The organism is Halobacillus litoralis (assembly GCF_004101865.1).
GTDB lineage: Bacteria > Bacillota > Bacilli > Bacillales > Halobacillaceae > Halobacillus > Halobacillus litoralis_A.
Genome location: NZ_CP026118.1, coordinates 842,479 through 862,274 on the forward strand (window position 1 = coordinate 842,479; position 19,796 = coordinate 862,274).

Genomic DNA, 19,796 nt, shown 5'->3' on the forward strand with positions numbered 1-19,796 from the left:
CTATCGCCCCTTTCTTGCGAGTTTTTTATTCATGTCTTTATCTGAACCGGTGTCTTCACCAATCTCTCTACCAGCCAGCTGCAAGAAAACATCATTCAAAGTCGGCCGGCGTAAATTGACACTTTTGATCGGAATATCAAATTGCTTCACGAAGTCCACTAACAACTTACTGCCATTCTCTACACGAAAGCTTATGCCTTCTCCATCTTCAGCAGCTTCCGTCCCATACCGTTCTTCTATAAGGGATTTAGCTGCTTGGTTATCCTCTGTGGACACATGGATGATATCTCCCCCAACTTTTGACTTCAGTTGTTCAGGGGTGTCTAAAGCAATCAATTCACCATGGTTCATTATAGCCACACGATCACAAATCTCCGCTTCCTCCATCGAGTGTGTAGTCAGGAAGATAGTAATTCCTGCTTTCTCTTTTAATTTCAGGATATACTCCCAGAGGTGGGCTCTTGTTTGCGGATCCAATCCTACTGTGGGTTCATCAAGAAACAATACCTTGGGATAGTTTAACAACCCGCGTGCAATTTCCAACCTTCTTTTCATACCACCAGAAAAAGTTTCCACGATTTTATAACGATTCTCTTTTAAATCGACAATCTCCAGGACTTCTTGAATACGCTCTTCCCGCAAACTTTTCTTAACACCATAAAACTTGCAGTGTAACTTCAAGTTTTCATTTGCAGTCAGTTTCTCATCTAAGGTGGAAGCTTGAAAAATCAACCCGATACTTGCTCTCACTTTATTTTTTTCCTTCACATTATCAAACCCATTGATTTGGGCATGACCTTCTGAAGGTTTAACAATCGTTGATAGCATATTAATCGTTGTACTTTTCCCAGCACCGTTTGGACCCAGAAACCCGAAGATTTCTCCTTTATTGACAGACAGGTCAAGGCCTTTGACCGCTTCAAAGCCTTTATAATACTTTTTCAGCCCTTTGACCTCAATGATCGTATCCAATGACACCCCTCCTAGTTTGTTTGTAAACTTGCTTCTGAATCGGTAGCCGCTTTTTGTTTTTCCTTTTTCGGCTTACTTGTTATGAAGAAGGACAATAGAATACCAACAACTGCAATGATTGTTGCGACCATAAAGGCGACATCGATCCCGTGGATCATGGAATTTGAGATGATCTGTTCACGTGATGCATCAGCTGAAGGAACATATTCTTTCGACGCATTGGTCATAACTGTAACTAAAAGAGCTGTACCTATCGATCCTGCAATTGTACGCATCGTATTATTCATTGCCGTACCATGTGGAATCCAATCGTTAGATAATTGATTCAAACCAGCGGTAGATACAGGCATCATGACCATCGCTACTCCCATCATCCGGATGGCGTAAATGACCAGAATAAATGTGTAACTCGTAGTTGCAGTCAAGTTAGTGAATACAAAAGTCGCCCCTGCAATAATCGTCAAACCGACAATTGCTAGCCAGCGGGCACCGATTTTGTCAAAAATCTTACCAGAAATAGGTGACATCACACCCATAACGATTGCACCTGGAAGCAGCATCAACCCAGATTCAAACGCAGTAAACCCACGCATCGTCTGCATGTATATGGGAAGTAGCAATTCCGCTCCCAACATGGAGACCATTACAATCATACTGATGACTGCCGCCAAAGAGTAAATTTTGTTACGGAATACTCGAAATTCCAAAATAGGTGTTTCTAAACGGAGTTGCCTGATGATAAACGCAGTCAGTGATACAACACCGATGATGACAGCGACATATACATTAGCACTGTCCCATCCATCATTCCCTGCACTGCTTAAACCATAAAGCAGTCCACCAAAACCAAAGGTTGATAGAATGATAGAAATAATGTCGATCGTCGGATTCGTTTGTTTCGTAACATTCTTAAGCGCAAAAGCACCAAAGGCGATCGAAGCGAGCGCGATCGGAATGATCACCATGAACGGCACACGCCATGAGTATTCTTCGACAAGATACCCGGACAAAGTCGGTCCAATTGCAGGACCAAAGGCGATGACAAGACCTGCCATCCCCATGACAGTGCCCCGTTTTTCAATCGGGAATATCATTAACAGGACGGTCTGCATAAGCGGCATCATGATTCCTGCCCCACTCGCTTGAATCAAGCGGCCCGACAACAGTACAGGGAAATTAGGTGCGATAGCTGCCACTACTGTGCCCAGGGTAAATAAGGACATCGCCGTAAAGAATATGCTCCTTGTCGTAAATTTCCCAATTAAAAAGGCCGTAATCGGAATCATGACGCCATTCACCAGCATAAACCCTGTCATTAACCATTGGGATGTGCTGGCGGACACATTTAAAGTCTCCATAATATTCGGTAACGCTGTATTCAATAATGTCTGATTCAATACAGCTACAAAAGCGCTGACTAATAATACTGATACTATAGCTACACGATTTATCGGCTGTTCTTCTTCTCTTTGATCGATCTGCTGATTGACTTCAGCCATACTTTATTCCTCCCTCTCCCTAAACGGAAAGCCCTCTCTTAAGAAGGTTCAGTTCAATCGTGAAATTCTCCATTGCTTTTTCTTTAGATAACCCTTTAGCAAAATGGCGGATGATATTGTTGAACATCAACATTCGCACGAGGTGAATCGCATGATAGAGTTCCTCTTCATTGTTCGTATTTAACTGATCCTGCTCAATATACTCCTTGATATCATTTAAATATTTCAAAAACTTATCTTCAGTTTCCCCGTTCGTAAATGTGGTTTGAATTTTATGGTTCATGTTTAAGAAGACATGCTTGAAAAAGGTGCGTTTTTCCTCTTTTTCGAACTCCTCCAAAGTCACTCCAAATAGTCTGGTTGTGGCTGCAAAAATATCGCCTTCCGACTCTTTAAGAAATTCAATAAACATCTCTTGCCTTTGTTTTGAATGTTCTTTTAACAAGTAATAGAAAGCATCTTCTTTATCTTCGAAGTATTGATAAAAGCTGCCTCTGGAGATTCCACACATTTTTATAATGTTAGAAATGGAGGCTTCGTGTAAGGGAGCTCTAGAAAACTCGATTCTCGAAGCCTCCAATAAAGATTGCTGCTTATCTTCAGGTAAATTATAAAACGTCTGTTTCGGCATTCCGTGTTACCTCCTCACAATGTGACACGGTGTCACATCCAACTGATACTTTGCTATCTTAAATCATTGTGAGGGAATAGTCAATAAAAAAGTGACACATTGTCACTTTTTTTATAAACCTGTGATGGCACCGTTGAAATTGAGGAGAAAAGTGAGATTAATGGACAGACCGAAGCTTCTAGTACACAAGTGCAATCGCTTTTGAAACACTCAGAAAATCAAAAAAATCGGTGCCTGATTTCCACTGTACTCACGCATTTGCGTGGTGGAAATCAGGCACCGACATAAAAGTGTTCCTATCCTTTTGAATCGATTATTTTCTCTTTCTTTACTAGGAAAATAATAGGAAGAATGACTAAACAAATAACAGTGATTCCAATAAGGAAGAGCATTCCTCCGAATAAGAAGAATTCATTGATTGGTCCTGCGTATTTAAACCAGAGCAATGCACTCGCAAGGCCGAATAAACAAATGATACAAAGGGCTGAAAATATATTTTCGAACACCTTTTCATTTTTCTTCAGCCCTTGCCTTGCTGCAAAGTAACTCAAAACAGCCCCTAATAAAATAAGGATCGAAAGTCCGAGAAACACAACCATTCTATACCTCTCCCTAAGTGAGCAAATTCAGTTAAATAACAACTGCCCCATAAGTGTAATTTTACACTAAAATAACCCCTTCATCAATGAAAGTTGAATGGTTATAAAAGCACCACCTATATTTATGACTCGCCTATTAAGATTCACATCACACCTGAATCGATTACTAAACGAGGCGGCGATGTTGTGAGTTTCGCATTCACTCCCAACGGCACGCCATAATTAGGCTGGCAGTGTCCGATAGGAAAATTCTCAACCACAGGAAAAGGGGCGCAAGCGAAGAAGTCTTTTAACACTCTTTTTATTTTCGCATATTCGTCTGGTTCCACTTGGAAGTTACCTATGACAACACCTTCGACCTCATCGAACACCCCTGCTTGCTTAAGATGAGTAAGCATCAAATTAATACGAAACGCAGGTTCTGCTACTTCCTCGATCAGTAGGATTGCTCCATTTGTATACACTTGATATGGTGTGCCCAAACCATTGGTGAGAAGAGTAAGATTCCCCCCTGCCAAACGCCCTTCTCCTCTTCCGTGAGCCAGCGTAACGAGAGGCGATCCGTTTGAATCATAGGTCTGAGATTCTCCCGTGAATAATGGATGAAAAGTGGATTCTGTCTCCGCTGTTCTTTGCTCGTCATTCATGTCTGATGACACCATCGGCCCGTGGAAAGTAACCAGGTCAGTGAAGTTTTGAATGGCATTAAGCAGATAGGTAATGTCACTGTAACCCCAAAAGATCTTAGGGTTTCTTTTTATTCTTTCATAATCAATCCCAGGAGCAATCCTTGCCGTCCCGAATCCTCCATTAGCACAAAAGATTCCGCGAATCGCAGGATCAGAAAAAGCTTGATGCAGGTCCTCCAGCCGCTTCTGATCGACAACAGCAAGGTCCTCATTCATTTCGTACACGTGCCGTCCAATCACGACCTCAAGCCCCATATTCTCAAGCACACTTATCCCTTCTAGCAATTGTTCTTCGTCTGGTGGTCCAGCTGGTGCAATCACCGCTACCCGATCACCCTTTTGTAAGGATCCTGGTTTAATCATAAACTTTCCTCACTTTTCTTAATTCTGAAATTGTCGGCCACTTTATTGCTGAATTCTTTTAAGTAATAAAGATAATTATCATTTCCGTAGTTGTACCTTTTGTTATACATTTTAGCTACTACCACATTGTATTTTGGAATCACTAACAAAGTTGGACCTGTCACACCTAGGATTTGAAAGGAACCTCTTGGCACTCGGTCCCCTAATTCACTCAATTCTCGAGGAATATCCTGCACGAACCAAAACATCCCGTTACGAGGACATTCTTTTGCTAGGTGATTCGGTGTATGTATACTGTTCGCAAGTTCAATGACCTCTTCAGGGATTATTCGCTTTCCATTGAATTCCCCTTTGTTAAGAAAGAGGTTACCCCAAAGAGCAAATTCACGGGCAGAAACAAACAGATTGGATTGGATTCCATTCCATCTTCAGCCGAACCGGTGGTGTCTTTTGCAATCTTATTATGATCAACTATTACTTTCACTAAATCATCATTATCTTCCGTTTCCCACCATGTTCTTTTCAATCCCATTGGTAAGAATACTTTTTGATACAGAAATTCCGGAAAGGGTCTGCCGTAGATTTCATGTATTAGTTGAGTCATAAGTTTGATGTTCATTCCTCTGTAGGCCCATTTTTCACCAGGATCGAATTCTCTGATGAGCTCCCCTTCTGAAGTTTCATCGAGACCATGTGTGTGAGTTACCATATGTCGTAAGGTGGTATTTCCAAGAATATCTCTGTCTATGTCATGAAAATGGTCACTGGCATAATCATCAAGGCTATGTATTTTTCCTTCATATAAAGCAAATGCGATGCACAATCCTAAGTAACTCTTTCTGGCAGATGCCACATTGAATCTGGAATTTTCATTTATAGGTAGTGGATTGTCCGTATTGGAATGAAACCCGCTATAGTGTTCAAAAACGATCTTATTGTCTTTGATTACAGTGAGTGCAGCTGCAGAGCTATGATTTCTCTCTTTGATATCTTCTACCCATGAAACTATATTTTCGTATGTTGGACTCATCTAAAACCCCATCCTTCTTTCCATAACCTTACAATCACATCTAACTCCTATTACTCTACTTCTGTAGCAGGGTAATCATTTACGATATCTAAAAGTCGCTCAGGCCTCTCTGTTGTTACACATTCAGACAATCTCGCGGCAGCAATAATCGGCGCCCATTTTAATATTTCACCTTTTGAAAGACCACTTTTCTTACAATAGAGATGTAAATACATATCTGCCAAATCCATTGAAAGCTGGGAGTAAAGAAGGTAAGTCCTATATATATCAGCACGTAAATCACCTGCGCTGGCATCCCCCCAATCTATTATTGCCACTTTATCGTCAGACTTGATTAAATTGAATAAATGAAAATCCCCATGACAGAGCCTTTTCTCAAATACCATTGACCCTAACTTATCCAGTAAGGAACTTTTGAGTTCATCACCCAAATAAGGTGCGCTATTTATTTGGCGACTTAATTTTTCAGACATAAGATCAATAGAATCAGCTTCATTCTGATGAACTTTTCGTTGGAGATCAATGGAGATATTCATGTAATATTCTGCTTGTTCCGGATTATCAGAGAGGAGATTCCCAATTGTTTCTCCCTTAATATACTCCATTACAATAGCTTGTTTGTCCTCTTCCAGTTTAATGACATCCAATACCTTTGGAACATAGAGGCCACACGAATAAGCATACTCTTGCCTATTAGCTTCATTCATAGATTCCGTATAAGGTAAATTGTCATTGAATACTTTGATGATCTTGTTTTCAAAAAGATAAACCTTTGCTGTATTTCCTACTGCTAATGGAGCACCTAAATCGCCTAAGTTCATCGGCCACCTCCTAAGCTGTTTGACTAGTTCAAGCAAGTGCATCTCTTTTATAATAAGGCTTTGTTAAAGGTTGTTGATTTTTCATATGAGCGTTATTCAGTAATATGGCAGGCTTCTTGAAGAATCAATTTCGAGATAATCAGGGTTCGTTGCCATGTTGAGCTTCAGGGTTGGTTGGGAAGCTACTCGTCTAGCTCCATCGTCCAGACACTCGCGTCATAAGCAGAATAGCAATGGAATGAAAAGACACATTCCGTTGCTATTCTGCTTATGCCAGTCGTGTCTACCAGGACGATTCTGCATTTGAACACTTTCCTGTGGGGGACCTGGCGAGCTTCCTCGGGCTACCGCCCTGTGGGATCTCGCCTATTTCCTTCTCCCACGGGAGTCTCGCAGCTCCCCCACCAACCCAACTCATGGAGGTGAGAAACGAACCCCCTTACGCAGGAGGATTGTCTTCACTATCCTTGTGGTATAATCGTAAAATGCGTTATATCAAGCTCTCATGATCAGAATACCTTCCTTGGAATTGACAATCCTCTACTTCCCTTAAGCTCTTAGATGCTTATTCCAGAAGTCGTTTCGAGAACCTTATAAGGTAAGGGGGCGGAGGCAGACAAGACACCACAGAACTTTATCTCGAGGAGGTTCCTGAAGAACTGCAACTTTCTGAGTTATGCAACAAAATAAAGGCCAGCCAGAACGATTTTATCGTTTTCAACTCATCTTCTTTATTTCGATGAGACATTAATAAATCAAAGTAAATCACTCTATTTAGATAGGCCTCGTTGCTTCCACGAGGAGCGTTCGGTGGTGACGCTTGCGGGAATAGCGCGAGCCGAAGATCCACTTGGTCAAGTGATCTCCTTGACCAAGTTAGCTGAGGCCGTGCCCGCGGCAAGCATCCACCGACAAGCGATTCGTGAGAAGCAACAACAAACTTTAACAGTTCCTCTAGATTGAAACCGGATTTCTGGATAATGATAATTATTCAGAGAAATTTCAGCTTCATTTTTATAAATGAGTTAAAATATTAACGAGCTTCCCGAACGGATCTCTAACGTAAAAACGCCGAACTCCCCACGGTTCCTCAGCCGGTCCATACTCAATTGAAATTCCTGCATCTTTTATACGGATGAGCACCTCGTCAAGATCGTCAACCTCAATGGACAAATCAGGGACAGGTGTGCCGGAGCCACCTTCTGATAAGAAACTGATTTGGGTAGTCATTTTCTCATTAGAACCATACGTTGCAATAAATCCAAGATCCATTTTTTGATCAAGTCCCAGTATCTCCTCGTAGAAGTGCTTTGCTTTGGAAATGTCCTGTGTCTCAATATTGGCAACAATTCGCTTGACCTTCATTTATATACCTCCGAGACATTTTAGAGTTTATTTTATCGCTACTTCATAAATTCTCTTTATGTAGAACAACTTCCATATGATTACTTCAAAAACCTGCCCTCACTAAAAGAAGGAAACGTAGTCAGCTCAACACTCCGCTTCTACATTAGCTTAATAAGAAATTCAGGACATCAGATTCTAATTCTTGATGGAAAAGCTCTCTATCAAATCCAGCCGGGTCTTGAGAAGGAGGAAATGAGGATTTTTTCATCTCTTTCGGAAAAGGACTCAGGAAGGAGAAATGACCAGCGTCATCTATGGTTCGGCTTTCAATTTTTTCAGTATTTCCAACCCCTTTCAATAAAATCTCAGCATGAAAATAAGGAGTGATTTCATCTCTTTCTCCTGTCATCATCAAAATTGGTAAATTCAATTTTTCAAGAGCCCCCTCATTCCTGAACCACCCTAAAGCAGGCGCTAATAAAATCACCTTTTTTATTCTTTCTTCCACCTTTAGATCTATTACTTCAGGTACTTGGTTATCCGTTTCCCACGGCAGAGTTGTCGGTATTCCACCAGTTGCCGCAATTGCGGTATAACCTCCCATTGAATGTCCGATTATTGAAATATCATCAAAATTAACATTGTTTTTAAAAAGATCGTCTCCTTTAAACCAGTCAATGGTTTGAGTGATATTGCCTGGTCTGCTTTCTAAAAGGGTGACTGAGTTTTCCAGTTGATTGTCATGGATATTGTTGTAAGGATGTTCGGGCATCGCTACTATAAATCCATTTTGAACTAAATGACGAGCAAGAGTTCTATAAACAAGTGGAGTTCCACCAGTACCATGAGAGATGACTACCAATGGAAATACATCATCTTGCGGTTTTGCATCCTTTGCCACATTTAAGCTATACGGTCCTATGAATTCTTCTTTTTCAGGTGTGCGGGTTGGATACATAACAAAAACAGGAAATGTTACACCTAAATGATCATCAACAACTTCAACCTTTTTTAAGCCAGCAAATTTTTCTTTTTCTCCGTTTTTCAATTAATATCACCTCAGTATTTATGTAAGAAAGACTACTTTTACATACGTCATCATAACTTTACACCTGAAGGTTTGATTGGCGATGTTTAAAAATAACTAAGTTATAAGTCTTGATATAATCCTATTCTGTTCCCATAAGGATCTTCAAACGTGCACCAAGCTGCCGGCACCCCTTCCCTGGATTTAACCTCTTCTATTTGTAGATTCAATACATTCATCAACCGCTTTCTCTCACTATTGATATCCTCAACACCTAATCTTAAGGGACCGTTACCAGTTATCGGTTCCCCTACAGCAACCTGAAGCCAGGCGTCTCTTGTGATTTCCCACTCTACAAAGTCCTCATGTGGTATAAAATCAGGTTTTCTATCAAAAAGCTTTTCATACCAAAGTATTCCTTCATAATCTGAGATTCTAATTTGAAACGTGACACCAGTATTCACCATATTACCTCTCCCTTCCCTGCATGAAAAACTATGGTTAAATTACACATTCTATTAAATTCCTTATAATCCCTTTTCTCCTAATTATATGTTTAATAATAATTGTATTGAAACTAGTTTCCTATATAACTGTTTTCAAGGATATCAGACTATTAAAGATTTTCTAAAATGCTCATGGAGATGGTGCAACGAATTCGACTTTCACCCTATCAGGATCTTCAAAGTAGACAGCATAATAATCCTCTCCGCCGGCAAAAGGATGTTGGTTTTCGTATAGGATCTTCATACCTCTCTCTTTAAGCATTCTCGTCATCTCATCTACTCTTTCACGTGAAGAAGCATGAAAAGCCAGATGATTTAAACCAGTCCTGCATCTGTGGTAAGGAACGTCTAAGTATTCAGTTTCTGTTTGCACAAATACTAAATAAGTTTCTCCTAACTTCCAGCTTTGTCCCTTATTCCATTTTTGATAAGATTGGTAGCCTAACTCATTTAAGAACCAGCCCCAAAATGATTCAGATTTCTCTAAGTCGGAAACATAGATTTCCACATGATGAAGTAATCCCTCAGACAATGTAACTACCCCTTCCTAAGATGATCGATTTTCTTAATAACAGTTTCAACTTCCTCATTGTTATGTACCACAAATAAATAGTCTGCCTCATGCTCCTCAGGATCTTTGACATCTTCTTTGAATGCTTCCTTTCGTTGGTGCTCAAGTACTTCGTTAAAATCAGAATAGTCCCCTCTAAAAATATTGATATCCCGATTACTTTGATTCACACGTGTCTTCAGTTCATCTTCCGAAATATCAAAATGAACGAGTATGCGTACAAACTCATCTTTATTGAATAACTCCTCAAGCAAATACTCACGACCTTTAAGACCTCGGTTTGAATTGCAGATAATCATGTGAGAATCCGTGTTCTCTTTAGTATAGTCTACGATTAATTTAGAAAGTGCATGTTTAAGAGTATTTGGTCCTTGTTCGGGTTGTAAGTTTTTATAATATGTATTAATAAATTCAGCATGGTTATCTTGATCTATTACAACTGAATTGGTCAACTCTTTTTCTAAAGCTCTTGCAAATGTAGTTTTTCCGCTATGGGTTTTACCTACAGTTATTATGACTAACCTTTTCATAACTTCAACTCCATAAATTTGGTTCGATATAAATAAGCCCTATTGTTATATAATTGGATTTGAATATTTTTTATCATTCTACTTAACCAACAGCATTAATAAGGATACCCGCTAAACTTCAATAAAGAATTCCATATGGATACGGTAACAATATCTTTATTACAAACCCTATAATAGCAGCTAAAGTGATAAAGACTAAGAGGATACTTGACGTTTGCCTATAGCGCTGGTGCGCCCTTGAATTTGGATTTATCAAATCCAACCCTCCCCTTACCAGGAATATTATAATGACAAGAATCATCCCATTAATAAAAGGTTTATTTAGTAATTCGGCAGCAATCAATGCAAAGAATATTCCAATAAAAGTTAATCGATTGTCTATTCTTTTATCGACCTCTTCGAAATAATCGTCTATTGCTTTAATATATTTCTTCAAAAAATGCCCACCTTATACAGAAGATTTTCAAGTTAATATTCTTTAATGAAACTAGTATCCTCCTTATCTTTTCATCTTTCTGGAAAAAAAGAATATCAACAGCCAGACTATTGAGAATAGATTTCCTAATCCCACATATATCGCCCAGACTTCCCCATTTTGGATAGAGTGTAATAAATGATCCCATTCATTATGTCCTTCACTTCTACCAATACTATTAATTATAGTAACTAGCGGTATTGTAATAACAATAAACGCAGTCACTAACGCAGAACTTATACTCCTTTTCTTCATTAAACTAAATAATGAAGTTCCTAAAACCACCAATAAGAAAAGGTAATACAATATCAAGGTCCATGGTGCCACGGTTTCCATAAAAAAACCTCCTTTTAGAGTAATTTTACACTAAAAGGGATCTTTTTCAAGGTAGCCTTAACGAGCTCCCTTTATACGCTTCTGTCTTGGTTGCTTCAATCATTTCAGGTATTAAATTTCTGGACATAGACTCCGTCCTTAAAATGCTCTCTGAAATTACCGTCACTTACTTCGTGGATCAGCCCTTTCCAAAAAGCATGGGCTGGTTCATTATTTTCTATCTGTGTTATCTCCCACTCACCAGGAAACAATGTAAACAATTTTTTCGCAATGACTTTTCCATAACCTTTCCCCTTGTATTTAGTAATAATAAAGTACTCCTCAACTGTATTAGGATTTGAAAAAGTAGCACTTTCTATAAGAGCGAATCCAATTAATTCATCACCTAACTTAATAAAATAAGCGTGGAATTGATTGTTATTCCAATACTTTTCTAAATCAAAAGGTTTGTAAGCCCCATTGTCTTCTAACTTTATATCTGGTAGATAATTACTGAATTCATAAATATAAAATTGCATTAGATTATGTAGTTTAGCCGCTTCATCTGTTCGCACTTTTTGCAAATGAATCATAAGCTCCCCCTCCTGAAAAGTTATAAAGTCAACGCTTAACCGTTGGCTCCTAATCTCACAATTGGTTTTTCATCAAAGGATATTTTCATTATCTCGGCTCCTTATACAGTCAATAATGAGGTAACCAAACACAAAGCTGAATATCATAACACCCCCTGTGTATTGGTTGAAAAGCAAACTGGTGAATGGGAGGTAGAATGAAAACACTTGGGTTGAATAAAGAAAAGGCGCAAGAATAACATACATTGATGGAATGCCTACCCCGAGGAACTTACCGATTTCAAACCCTTTAGCCTTTTCTTGTCTAATACGCTTCCATAAGCCAGGTAAGGCGAAGAGAGCACCAAATAGAATTGGATATAATAAACCGAATGTAACTACTGGCCAAATGTTGAAATCAAGCTCAGCCTGCTCTTTCAAATTTTGATAGATTTTCAAGCAAGCAATCAAACTAAATAGCATTACCAGTGTGTAAACGAAATAACCTGCGATTTTTTTAATTTATATCCCCCCTTTTTTCTTCTGAACTCGACGAATTCATTCCAATCGAATTGAGCCGTTTAACAAATAAAACTCTATCTCGCACTAGGCCCATTTTTTATCTATCTATGAGCATGAGTATGCTTCATTTCATATAACCTTCCACCAATTCATAGCATCTTTTTTCTGTAAGGTTTGCTAGCACAGACACATATCCTAAGTGTTCCTGCGTACCGCCTTCATATTCCAGGGATGCTTCCAAAGCACTGTTATCTCTGGATTTCATCCAATCCCGCTGTTCTTCTCTTAATTGATCCATTTCTTCAGCTGCCAGTTGCTCGGTTAAAACACCATAAATTTCATTCAACAACTCATCCCAAGTATCCCATCGATCGTTTTCTACTTTTTTCAAGGCATATGTAGATGAATCTGCTGCTTCCATTTCTTCTGTTTCTTTTTTAGCAGCCATTAATTTTTTCTCATACTCTTCTTTCTTACTAACCTCATTATCAGTAGATGTGTCTCCATCTTCGGTAAGCACATTGGTGGATGCCTCATCATCATCGTTAGTCTCCGTATTCTCGGTATTTGATCCATTGGCTGTAGACTCTTCACTGGAAGCATCGTCAACATTATTTTGAGTTGAGTTCTTATTTTGAGACTGGTCTTCCGACATAGCACTTGAATCTTCACAAGCAGCCAATAACATAACAAATACTACAGTAAGCGTTACAATTAAAATATTTCTTTTCATAATATGACTCTCCTTAGCTATTTAAAATCATGACAACTCTTCAATCTTACTAAAAATCAAAGCATATGCAGCTTGTATGTTATTTTCATTTCTCACATCATTATATAAAGAAAATTGCCACTTATCTGCTCTATTTCTTTCTCCCCCAGTGTATAGGCCAGTTTAATAATGATTAAATCATAGTTGCTCTTTTTCACTGGATAATTCCATTAAAAACGGAGAGGTCAAACTAAGCAGGGTTATACCTAGAATGAAAAAAATTATATACAAAACGATTGGAACAGCTGTATTATTAAAAACCCAAATTAAACTGAATGCAATAATGATGGAAAGCACGGCATGTTTGCATTGAGATTTTTCTGATAAATACTGTCTATGGCCGCAATACTTACATACAATCCTGGACTTTAACTTCATTTGTTGCTTCATTGCCTGAGACCAAGACCATTTACTGTTACACATTCGGCAAGTGGGCACTTTATAACCTCTCCCCTTGTTTATGTCTTTTTCTTTTTTACTCATTATCTCTTGTCTTATTTTCGGAGTGATGAGGAGATAGCTATAATAAATAATATAAAGAAAACCAAACCGACTCCAAGCAGAATATTTAACAAGCTCATGCTCTACCCCCTAGAAAATTTTCGCCATCATAAAATCTATATATTTAATTTTTTCTAAATAATAAAACCAAACACAAAAATTCCGGGCCAACTTATCCAAGTCAAAGGTGCCACTATAATTATATCAATATCTATTACCATATATTAATTTACATACGAATAAGGCGGATATTAGTTTCAAAAAATTTCCTACCTTATCTCCTGAAATTTAATCGTCTAATGAGTTAATTGAGCCAATCAGAGAAAGACTTTATTATTTATGAAACTTTAACTAAGAGATAATAGTCATAATGGTGTAAAGGGAGGGAGAACATTGAAGGAAAAAGCCGAGGAAGACATAAAGGATCTGACAAACGAAGGAAAACAATCCTTTTTAAATGAATTAATGGAATCTCATTCCAAGAAAGTTTACTTATTAGCGTATTCTTATGTGAAAGATCAAGGAACCGCAGAAGATATCGCTCAAGACGTATTCATAAAGTGTTTTCGATATATGGACCGATTCCGGGGGGAAGCCGCTATCTCATCCTGGCTTTACAGAATTACAGTGAATCGATCTAAAGATGTTCTTAGAAGGAATAAACTTGCAAAATTAAAATATCCCCTTAATTACTTTGATAAAGAACACCAATCAGAAAGTACTGAACAGACATACATAAAACAAAATCAGAGAGAACGGGTTCTCCAAGCTGTGATGACCTTGCCAATAAAGTACCGCGAAGTACTTGTTCTTTTTTACTTTTATGATCAAAAAATCGAAGACATAAGCATGACCTTAGAAGAAAAGGAAAACACCATTAAAACTCGACTTGCCCGAGGGAGAGAAAAGCTGAAAACCCATCCTATGATTCAAGAAAGGATGATATAAATGGGCGATATGTTCAAAGAAACAAAAGATCATTATGAGAAAAATTTCTATGATGATCACATCCATAACCGAATAAAAAAATCCGTGAATGAAGAGATTCAGAAAGATAGCCGAAAGAATACAAAGGTCTATTATTTTGCTGGGGCTGCGGTACTATTTTTAAGCATTCTTATAGGAGCATCACTTTCATTTCCTACCATTTCAAATGTTATGGCAAAATTCCCTGTGATAGGATCCATATATGAATCAAAAGAGGTGGACCCTATAAGTGCTGATATAAAAGAACTTTTGGAATCTGAAGGTTATAGAGTTCGTTCAATTAGCTTTAACGTTTTAGATAAAACATATGAAATCAGCATTCCCGGGAGCGATATTTACTTTGATGAAGTAAACAAGAAAATTGAAAGCCTGGTTGAGGACCTCTTTGAGGCAAAAGGTTTGGACGCATATAAAGTGAATGTTGTTCCATATACTGGGGTTGATAAAGCGCAATATCCAGAGAAAGTTACAAAGAATCAGAAGATGTTGAATGAGGAAAAACAAATCAAAGAAAAACTTGCAAATCTAGGGCATTCAACAGGATTAGCTTTTTACCTTCCTAATGAAAAGGTGTTTACTGTCGGTATCAAAACTGAAAAAGAAATTTTACAGCATACACATTCGGAAGTGAAGCAGCAAGTTTCCGAGATTCTTCAATCGTTTAGTAGGGATAATTATGAGGTGGAAGTTTTCCGCTATATTGAGAATACATCCATTGAGAAAGCTTCCTACGATACTTGGAGCCAATTCCCATACTCAGTTGGAAGAAAAAGTGATATTGTGAATAGTTATCTAGAAGAAGCAATAGGTACTAAAGGACAATTATCAACTGCTTTGGGCTCTAATAGACTAACAGTATATGCCGACACAAGAAAAACTGATGTCGATGCTTTAATAGCTGAGCTTCCCGAAAAAATAGAAACGGTTAACTTTGGTACATTTAACATCGACGTAAGAGTACTGGGTGGGGGGCCAACAAATGAGACGATATCTCTTAAAATCGCAAGAAAACTTACGATTGCTTTAGCAGGTCAACAAGATTTGCATGTGAAAAATGTTGGGGCTTCTTATGAGAACAACAATTTTCAAATATACGTGAATACCTCGTTGGATAATAAAGATAAAAGCAAGGAAATTATAGTCAATATAGAGAATCAGATTCAAGAATTCTTTAGTTCCAAAGAAGGAAAAGATTCTCTTCAACATAATGATTACAAGATCCACTTTAAGGATAAAAATGGGGAAATACTTTCACCATGATGCCTTGAGAACCAGAGTAGATACCTAATGTGAATTTAAAGCCCTCAGGAACACAACATTTTTCATTTGTGTTTCTGAGGGCTATTCTCATTCCTTGATCTGTGAATTCTGCAATGATGCGTATTATGTGACATGTACGATTAAGCAAAAAAGAGAACGCCCCTTCTCCAGGAATTACGCTCTCTTCTCAAGTAACCTTCATATACTTATGGGTAGAAAAGTACTTTAACATAGTCCTCATTATGTTGGATCAGCTTTTGAAAAGTGTCCGGCCCCTTCTCTAATGGTAAACGATGTGAGATCATCGGCTTGATGTTCAACTGTCCAGTACTCATATAATAAAGAGTGGAACTCCATTCTTTGCCAGGAAACGGCGAGGAAATTGCATTCCAGGAGCCGATGATTTTCAATTCGTTCCGGACAATCTTTTCAAAATAAAAACGTTCCATATCAATTTGAGCATAGGGAATGCCCATGTAGAGCACTTCTCCTCCTTTTTTAGGCAGAGCAAGGATTTGTTCTGAAGTTATCGGTGACCCGGCACATTCCACGGCTAGATCGACTCCAAGCTGCTCCGTTGCTTCAGCTACCTGCTGATGGGCTGGACCATTTTTCGGGTTGACCTTGCTATCCGCCCCTACTTTGTCCGCAACCTCCAGCTTTCTATCATCGATATCAATTGCAATTACTTTTTTTGCCCCGAAAATCTTTGCCCATTGAATGGCCAATAAGCCAATACTTCCACAGCCCATGATGGCTACAGTCGCACCAGGGTGAATGCTCGTACGATAGAATCCGTGTGCGACAACGGAAGATGGTTCAATCATTGCAGCCGTATCGTAGTCCACATTATCAGGAAGAGGAAGGACATGCCTGGCAGGTAAATGAACAAACTCAGCATAAGCACCAGGATGGCGTGCGCCTATGACAGTAAGCTTTTCACATTGTGATAAGTTTCCTTTTAAACAGCTATGGCATTCCCCACAGTAAAAGGTCGGACAGCCGGTAACGCGGTCTCCTACTTTAATGCCTTCGACAGCTGGTCCTATTTCTGCCACTTCTCCAGCGAACTCATGACCAAATGTCATTCCTTCTACATACGGCCCCAGTTTTTTATATCTGGAAATATCCGATCCGCATACACCCACGGCTTTCACCTTAATCACCACGTCGTCTGCTTTTTGAATGACTGGTACCGCTGTATCTTCAAATCTAATATCCTGTTCACCATACAGGTTTAAAGTTTTCATCTTTTTTCACCTTTTTTCGTTACATAGATTCCGTTTCTTTTCCCTCTCGTTTATTCCCACTTGCTAGTTTGTAGAGTGCTGCTCCTATGACTACCGAATTAAATACCATTTGGTGTTCAAAATAAAACTCCCCAATGGCCCGCATAGGCCCCAGCATGAATTCTAAAAAGATATCTACCATCATTAAAACCTCATTTCTTTTACTCGACAGGAGTCAATAAAACTTTAATGGCTTCCCCGCTTTTGATTGCCTTGTAAGCATCTTCCCAGTGTGTAATCGGATACTCATGAGTGACAAGCGATTGAGCGTTCACTCGACCAAAGTTCATCAATTCGAGAGAAGGTTCCCAATCGGCTGATTTTTGACTTCGGCTTCCGACCACTCTGATTTCTTTTTGAATAATCTTTTCAAGGTCAAAAGATACTTCCGGGCTAGGAAAGATTCCGACTTGGCCATATTGTCCTTTTTTCTTTAACAAATCCAAGGCTTGATTAGCTGCTGGGACGGCGCCTGAACATTCAAACACCACATCGGCTCCGTATCCATCCGTCAGCTTATGAACCAAATCTTTAAGGTTTTGTTCTTGAATATTAATTGCATAATCTATTCCTAATTCTTCCGCTTTGTTCAGTCGGATTTGATCGTTGGACAATCCGGCGATGATCACTCTTGCTCCTCTGCTTTTTGCTACTTGAGCTGTAAATAACCCGATCGGTCCGGGACCAATTACAACGACGACGTCTCCCTCATTGATTTCTGTCTTTGCCACTGCATGATGGGTGCAGGCAAGCGGCTCGGTCATAGCAGCAGATCGATCATCAACGTGTGGCGGAAGAAGGTGGACGCTTTCTTTCCTGGCAATCAGATATTTGGCAAACCCACCATCCTGCTGGGTTCCAAGCCCCTTCCTGTGATTACAAAGGTTATAGTCACCATTTTGGCAGTACTTACATTCGCCACATACATAAAATGTCGTTTCAGATGTTACACGGTCACCAATGTTGAATTCCGTTACTCCCTTCCCCACATCAACGACAACACCGGAGAATTCATGGCCTAAGGTGACAGGTACATTCACTTTGTAATGTCCTTCGTAAGTATGAATGTCCGACCCGCAAACCCCAGCGTATTTCACCTCTATTTTCACTTGATGCTCGCCCACAATCGGCTCCTGCTTTTCCTGGATTTCCAGATTTCCGAACCCAAGCTCTGTTTTAACGAGTGCTTTCAAGGCTATCCCTCCTATAGTACGAGTCAATTAAACAAGCTGAAGACTTTGAATATGATCCAGTTGACCAGATTTCCACCCTGGTCAATGCTTGAAATCTTTGCAGACCCTTCCGGCATTTCGAAGTCCGCATTGAACGCCATTTCTGTGAAAATTGGTGCTACATCTGTCGCCATATAGAGAGATAGGGCAATCATCAAAGTTCCTACTATGACGGAGTGGACGATATTCCCTCGAGCCGCTCCCACAATGAATGCGACAACAAATGGAATCGTAGCCAAGTCACCAAAAGGCAACAACGCGTTTCCTGGTAGAATAACAGCTAAAAGAACCGTGATTGGCACAAGAATTAACGCTGTTGAAATTACAGCCGGGTGACCTAGGGCAACAGCGGCATCTAAACCGATATAAATTTCCCGATCACCAAAGCGTTTGGACAGCCATTGACGAGCCGATTCAGAGACAGGCATCAACCCTTCCATAAGAATCTTGACCATGCGAGGCATCAGCACCATAACAGCTGCCATCGCCATTCCAATCTCTATGACTTCTCCTGCACTGTAGCCGGCGAGAATTCCAATCGCTGCACCTAAAAACAGACCAATGAAAATAGATTCCCCGAAGATTCCAAAACGCTTTTGAATGGTGTCCGGGTCAGCGTTCCAATTTTTAATGCCGGGCACTTTATTCAGCCACCTGACTAATATAATTCCAGGTGCATATGAAATCGTACTTCCTGTTGCAATGGAAACACCCGGCAAGTCGAAAAATTCACTAACCATAGGGGCTGTCCAATCCGCTACTTTAAGACAAACGATTTGGAAGATCACCGCAGCAATCAACCCTTGGACAATGCTACCGGAAACGGCATAAACCATAGCAGCCATAAATGTATAATGCCAAAAATTCCATATATCAACGTTCATTGTTTTCGTCGTTTTCGTAAGCAGCATGATCACATTAACTACAAGCCCTAAAGGGATGATGAATGCAGCAACGGCAGAAGCCCAGGCTATCGAGGATGAAGCTGGCCATCCTACGTCAATTACATTCAAATTCACTCCTAAACGGTCTACCATCCCTTGTGCAGCAGGCCCAAGGTTATTAACCAGCAAATCTACCACTAAGAATATACCGACAAAAGCTACACCTATCGTCAGTCCAGACCGAAATGCTTTTCCTGGTTTCTGTCCGAACAATAAACCTAAAAAGAAGATGGCAACCGGCAAAATAACTGTTGCCCCTAAATCTAAAAACCCTTGTACGATGTCGACGAAACCTTGCATGAATAATCCTCCCTCATTCTTTCAGTTGACCAGACTCATTCA

General features: G+C 39.5%; 23 protein-coding genes and 1 pseudogene. 3 read left to right on the top strand and 21 right to left on the bottom strand.

Annotation, left to right across the window (positions count from 1 at the left end; genetic code table 11):
- The 7 genes and pseudogenes from HLI_RS04185 to HLI_RS04215 form a co-directional block, all read right to left on the bottom strand.
- Entirely contained in the window at positions 1-972 is a 972-nt protein-coding gene (locus tag HLI_RS04185) for an ATP-binding cassette domain-containing protein (RefSeq protein WP_128523306.1), read from the bottom strand.
- Between the two features lie 11 nt (positions 973-983).
- Positions 984-2,471, bottom strand: a complete 1,488-nt coding sequence (locus tag HLI_RS04190; protein ID WP_128523308.1) for a DHA2 family efflux MFS transporter permease subunit — start codon at positions 2,469-2,471, stop codon at positions 984-986.
- Between the two features lie 19 nt (positions 2,472-2,490).
- A complete protein-coding gene (locus tag HLI_RS04195; RefSeq protein ID WP_128523309.1) occupies positions 2,491-3,102 on the bottom strand; it encodes a TetR/AcrR family transcriptional regulator in 612 nt (203 codons plus the stop codon).
- A gap of 296 nt (positions 3,103-3,398) precedes the next feature.
- Positions 3,399-3,701 (bottom strand): hypothetical protein, encoded by a 303-nt coding sequence (locus tag HLI_RS04200; protein ID WP_128523311.1) that lies wholly within the window; start codon positions 3,699-3,701, stop codon positions 3,399-3,401.
- Positions 3,702-3,844: 143 nt separating this feature from the next.
- Complete coding sequence (locus HLI_RS04205) at positions 3,845-4,753, bottom strand: S66 peptidase family protein (RefSeq protein ID WP_128523313.1); 909 nt, start codon at positions 4,751-4,753, stop codon at positions 3,845-3,847.
- A pseudogene (locus HLI_RS04210) lies at positions 4,750-5,783 on the bottom strand (serine hydrolase domain-containing protein). Before HLI_RS04210 ends, HLI_RS04205 begins: the two are co-directional and overlap by 4 nt.
- 50 nt (positions 5,784-5,833) lie before the next feature.
- The gene (locus HLI_RS04215; RefSeq protein ID WP_128523314.1) at positions 5,834-6,604 is read right to left on the bottom strand and encodes an aminoglycoside phosphotransferase family protein; all 771 of its coding nucleotides are present in this window, start codon (positions 6,602-6,604) and stop codon (positions 5,834-5,836) included.
- 810 nt (positions 6,605-7,414) lie between these two features.
- On the opposite strand from HLI_RS04215, the gene HLI_RS21475 reads away from it, so the two are divergent.
- Entirely contained in the window at positions 7,415-7,567 is a 153-nt protein-coding gene (locus HLI_RS21475; RefSeq protein WP_164908483.1) for a hypothetical protein, read from the top strand.
- Between the two features lie 51 nt (positions 7,568-7,618).
- Here HLI_RS21475 and HLI_RS04220 read toward each other — a convergent pair whose 3' ends face one another.
- From HLI_RS04220 to HLI_RS22270, 10 genes are all read right to left on the bottom strand, one after another.
- Entirely contained in the window at positions 7,619-7,969 is a 351-nt protein-coding gene (locus HLI_RS04220; RefSeq protein ID WP_128523316.1) for a VOC family protein, read from the bottom strand.
- A 145-nt stretch (positions 7,970-8,114) separates the two neighbouring features.
- A complete protein-coding gene (locus tag HLI_RS04225) occupies positions 8,115-8,999 on the bottom strand; it encodes an alpha/beta hydrolase family protein (RefSeq protein ID WP_241655933.1) in 885 nt (294 codons plus the stop codon).
- A 101-nt stretch (positions 9,000-9,100) separates the two neighbouring features.
- The gene (locus HLI_RS04230) at positions 9,101-9,445 is read right to left on the bottom strand and encodes a VOC family protein (protein WP_347232259.1); all 345 of its coding nucleotides are present in this window, start codon (positions 9,443-9,445) and stop codon (positions 9,101-9,103) included.
- A gap of 169 nt (positions 9,446-9,614) precedes the next feature.
- Complete coding sequence (locus HLI_RS04235; RefSeq protein WP_128523318.1) at positions 9,615-10,016, bottom strand: VOC family protein; 402 nt, start codon at positions 10,014-10,016, stop codon at positions 9,615-9,617.
- A 5-nt stretch (positions 10,017-10,021) separates the two neighbouring features.
- Positions 10,022-10,585, bottom strand: a complete 564-nt coding sequence (locus HLI_RS04240) for an ATP-binding protein (RefSeq protein WP_128523320.1) — start codon at positions 10,583-10,585, stop codon at positions 10,022-10,024.
- Between the two features lie 118 nt (positions 10,586-10,703).
- Positions 10,704-11,021 carry a hypothetical protein gene (locus HLI_RS04245; RefSeq protein WP_128523322.1) on the bottom strand — a complete coding sequence of 106 codons (318 nt, stop codon included), beginning with the start codon at positions 11,019-11,021 and terminating at the stop codon, positions 10,704-10,706.
- A 63-nt stretch (positions 11,022-11,084) separates the two neighbouring features.
- Positions 11,085-11,396 (bottom strand): hypothetical protein, encoded by a 312-nt coding sequence (locus HLI_RS04250; protein WP_128523324.1) that lies wholly within the window; start codon positions 11,394-11,396, stop codon positions 11,085-11,087.
- A 104-nt stretch (positions 11,397-11,500) separates the two neighbouring features.
- Positions 11,501-11,968 (bottom strand): GNAT family N-acetyltransferase, encoded by a 468-nt coding sequence (locus HLI_RS04255; RefSeq protein WP_128523326.1) that lies wholly within the window; start codon positions 11,966-11,968, stop codon positions 11,501-11,503.
- 625 nt (positions 11,969-12,593) lie between these two features.
- Positions 12,594-13,202 carry a lysozyme inhibitor LprI family protein gene (locus HLI_RS04260; protein ID WP_128523328.1) on the bottom strand — a complete coding sequence of 203 codons (609 nt, stop codon included), beginning with the start codon at positions 13,200-13,202 and terminating at the stop codon, positions 12,594-12,596.
- A 177-nt stretch (positions 13,203-13,379) separates the two neighbouring features.
- On the bottom strand, positions 13,380-13,724 hold the full coding sequence (locus HLI_RS22270; RefSeq protein ID WP_128523330.1) for a TIGR04104 family putative zinc finger protein: 345 nt from the start codon (positions 13,722-13,724) through the stop codon (positions 13,380-13,382).
- A 411-nt stretch (positions 13,725-14,135) separates the two neighbouring features.
- Between HLI_RS22270 and HLI_RS04270 the strand changes: the two genes are divergently transcribed.
- Together HLI_RS04270 and HLI_RS04275 are read left to right on the top strand one after the other, a co-directional pair.
- Positions 14,136-14,690: a sigma-70 family RNA polymerase sigma factor gene (locus HLI_RS04270; RefSeq protein ID WP_128523332.1), complete on the top strand. Its 555-nt coding sequence runs from the start codon at positions 14,136-14,138 to the stop codon at positions 14,688-14,690.
- Positions 14,691-15,989, top strand: coding sequence for a DUF4179 domain-containing protein (locus HLI_RS04275; protein ID WP_128523333.1), 1,299 nt, complete (start codon positions 14,691-14,693; stop codon positions 15,987-15,989).
- A gap of 206 nt (positions 15,990-16,195) precedes the next feature.
- Here HLI_RS04275 and HLI_RS04280 read toward each other — a convergent pair whose 3' ends face one another.
- Genes HLI_RS04280 through HLI_RS04290 form a run of 4 tightly spaced genes read right to left on the bottom strand, consistent with a single transcriptional unit; the run spans position 16,196 to position 19,754 of the window.
- Positions 16,196-17,239: a galactitol-1-phosphate 5-dehydrogenase gene (locus HLI_RS04280; RefSeq protein ID WP_128523335.1), complete on the bottom strand. Its 1,044-nt coding sequence runs from the start codon at positions 17,237-17,239 to the stop codon at positions 16,196-16,198.
- A gap of 19 nt (positions 17,240-17,258) precedes the next feature.
- Positions 17,259-17,420 (bottom strand): hypothetical protein, encoded by a 162-nt coding sequence (locus HLI_RS21480; protein WP_164908484.1) that lies wholly within the window; start codon positions 17,418-17,420, stop codon positions 17,259-17,261.
- 19 nt (positions 17,421-17,439) lie between these two features.
- Entirely contained in the window at positions 17,440-18,471 is a 1,032-nt protein-coding gene (locus HLI_RS04285) for a zinc-binding dehydrogenase (protein ID WP_128523336.1), read from the bottom strand.
- A 23-nt stretch (positions 18,472-18,494) separates the two neighbouring features.
- Positions 18,495-19,754 carry a galactitol-specific PTS transporter subunit IIC gene (locus tag HLI_RS04290; protein WP_128523338.1) on the bottom strand — a complete coding sequence of 420 codons (1,260 nt, stop codon included), beginning with the start codon at positions 19,752-19,754 and terminating at the stop codon, positions 18,495-18,497.
- Between the last annotated feature and the right edge of the window lie 42 nt (positions 19,755-19,796).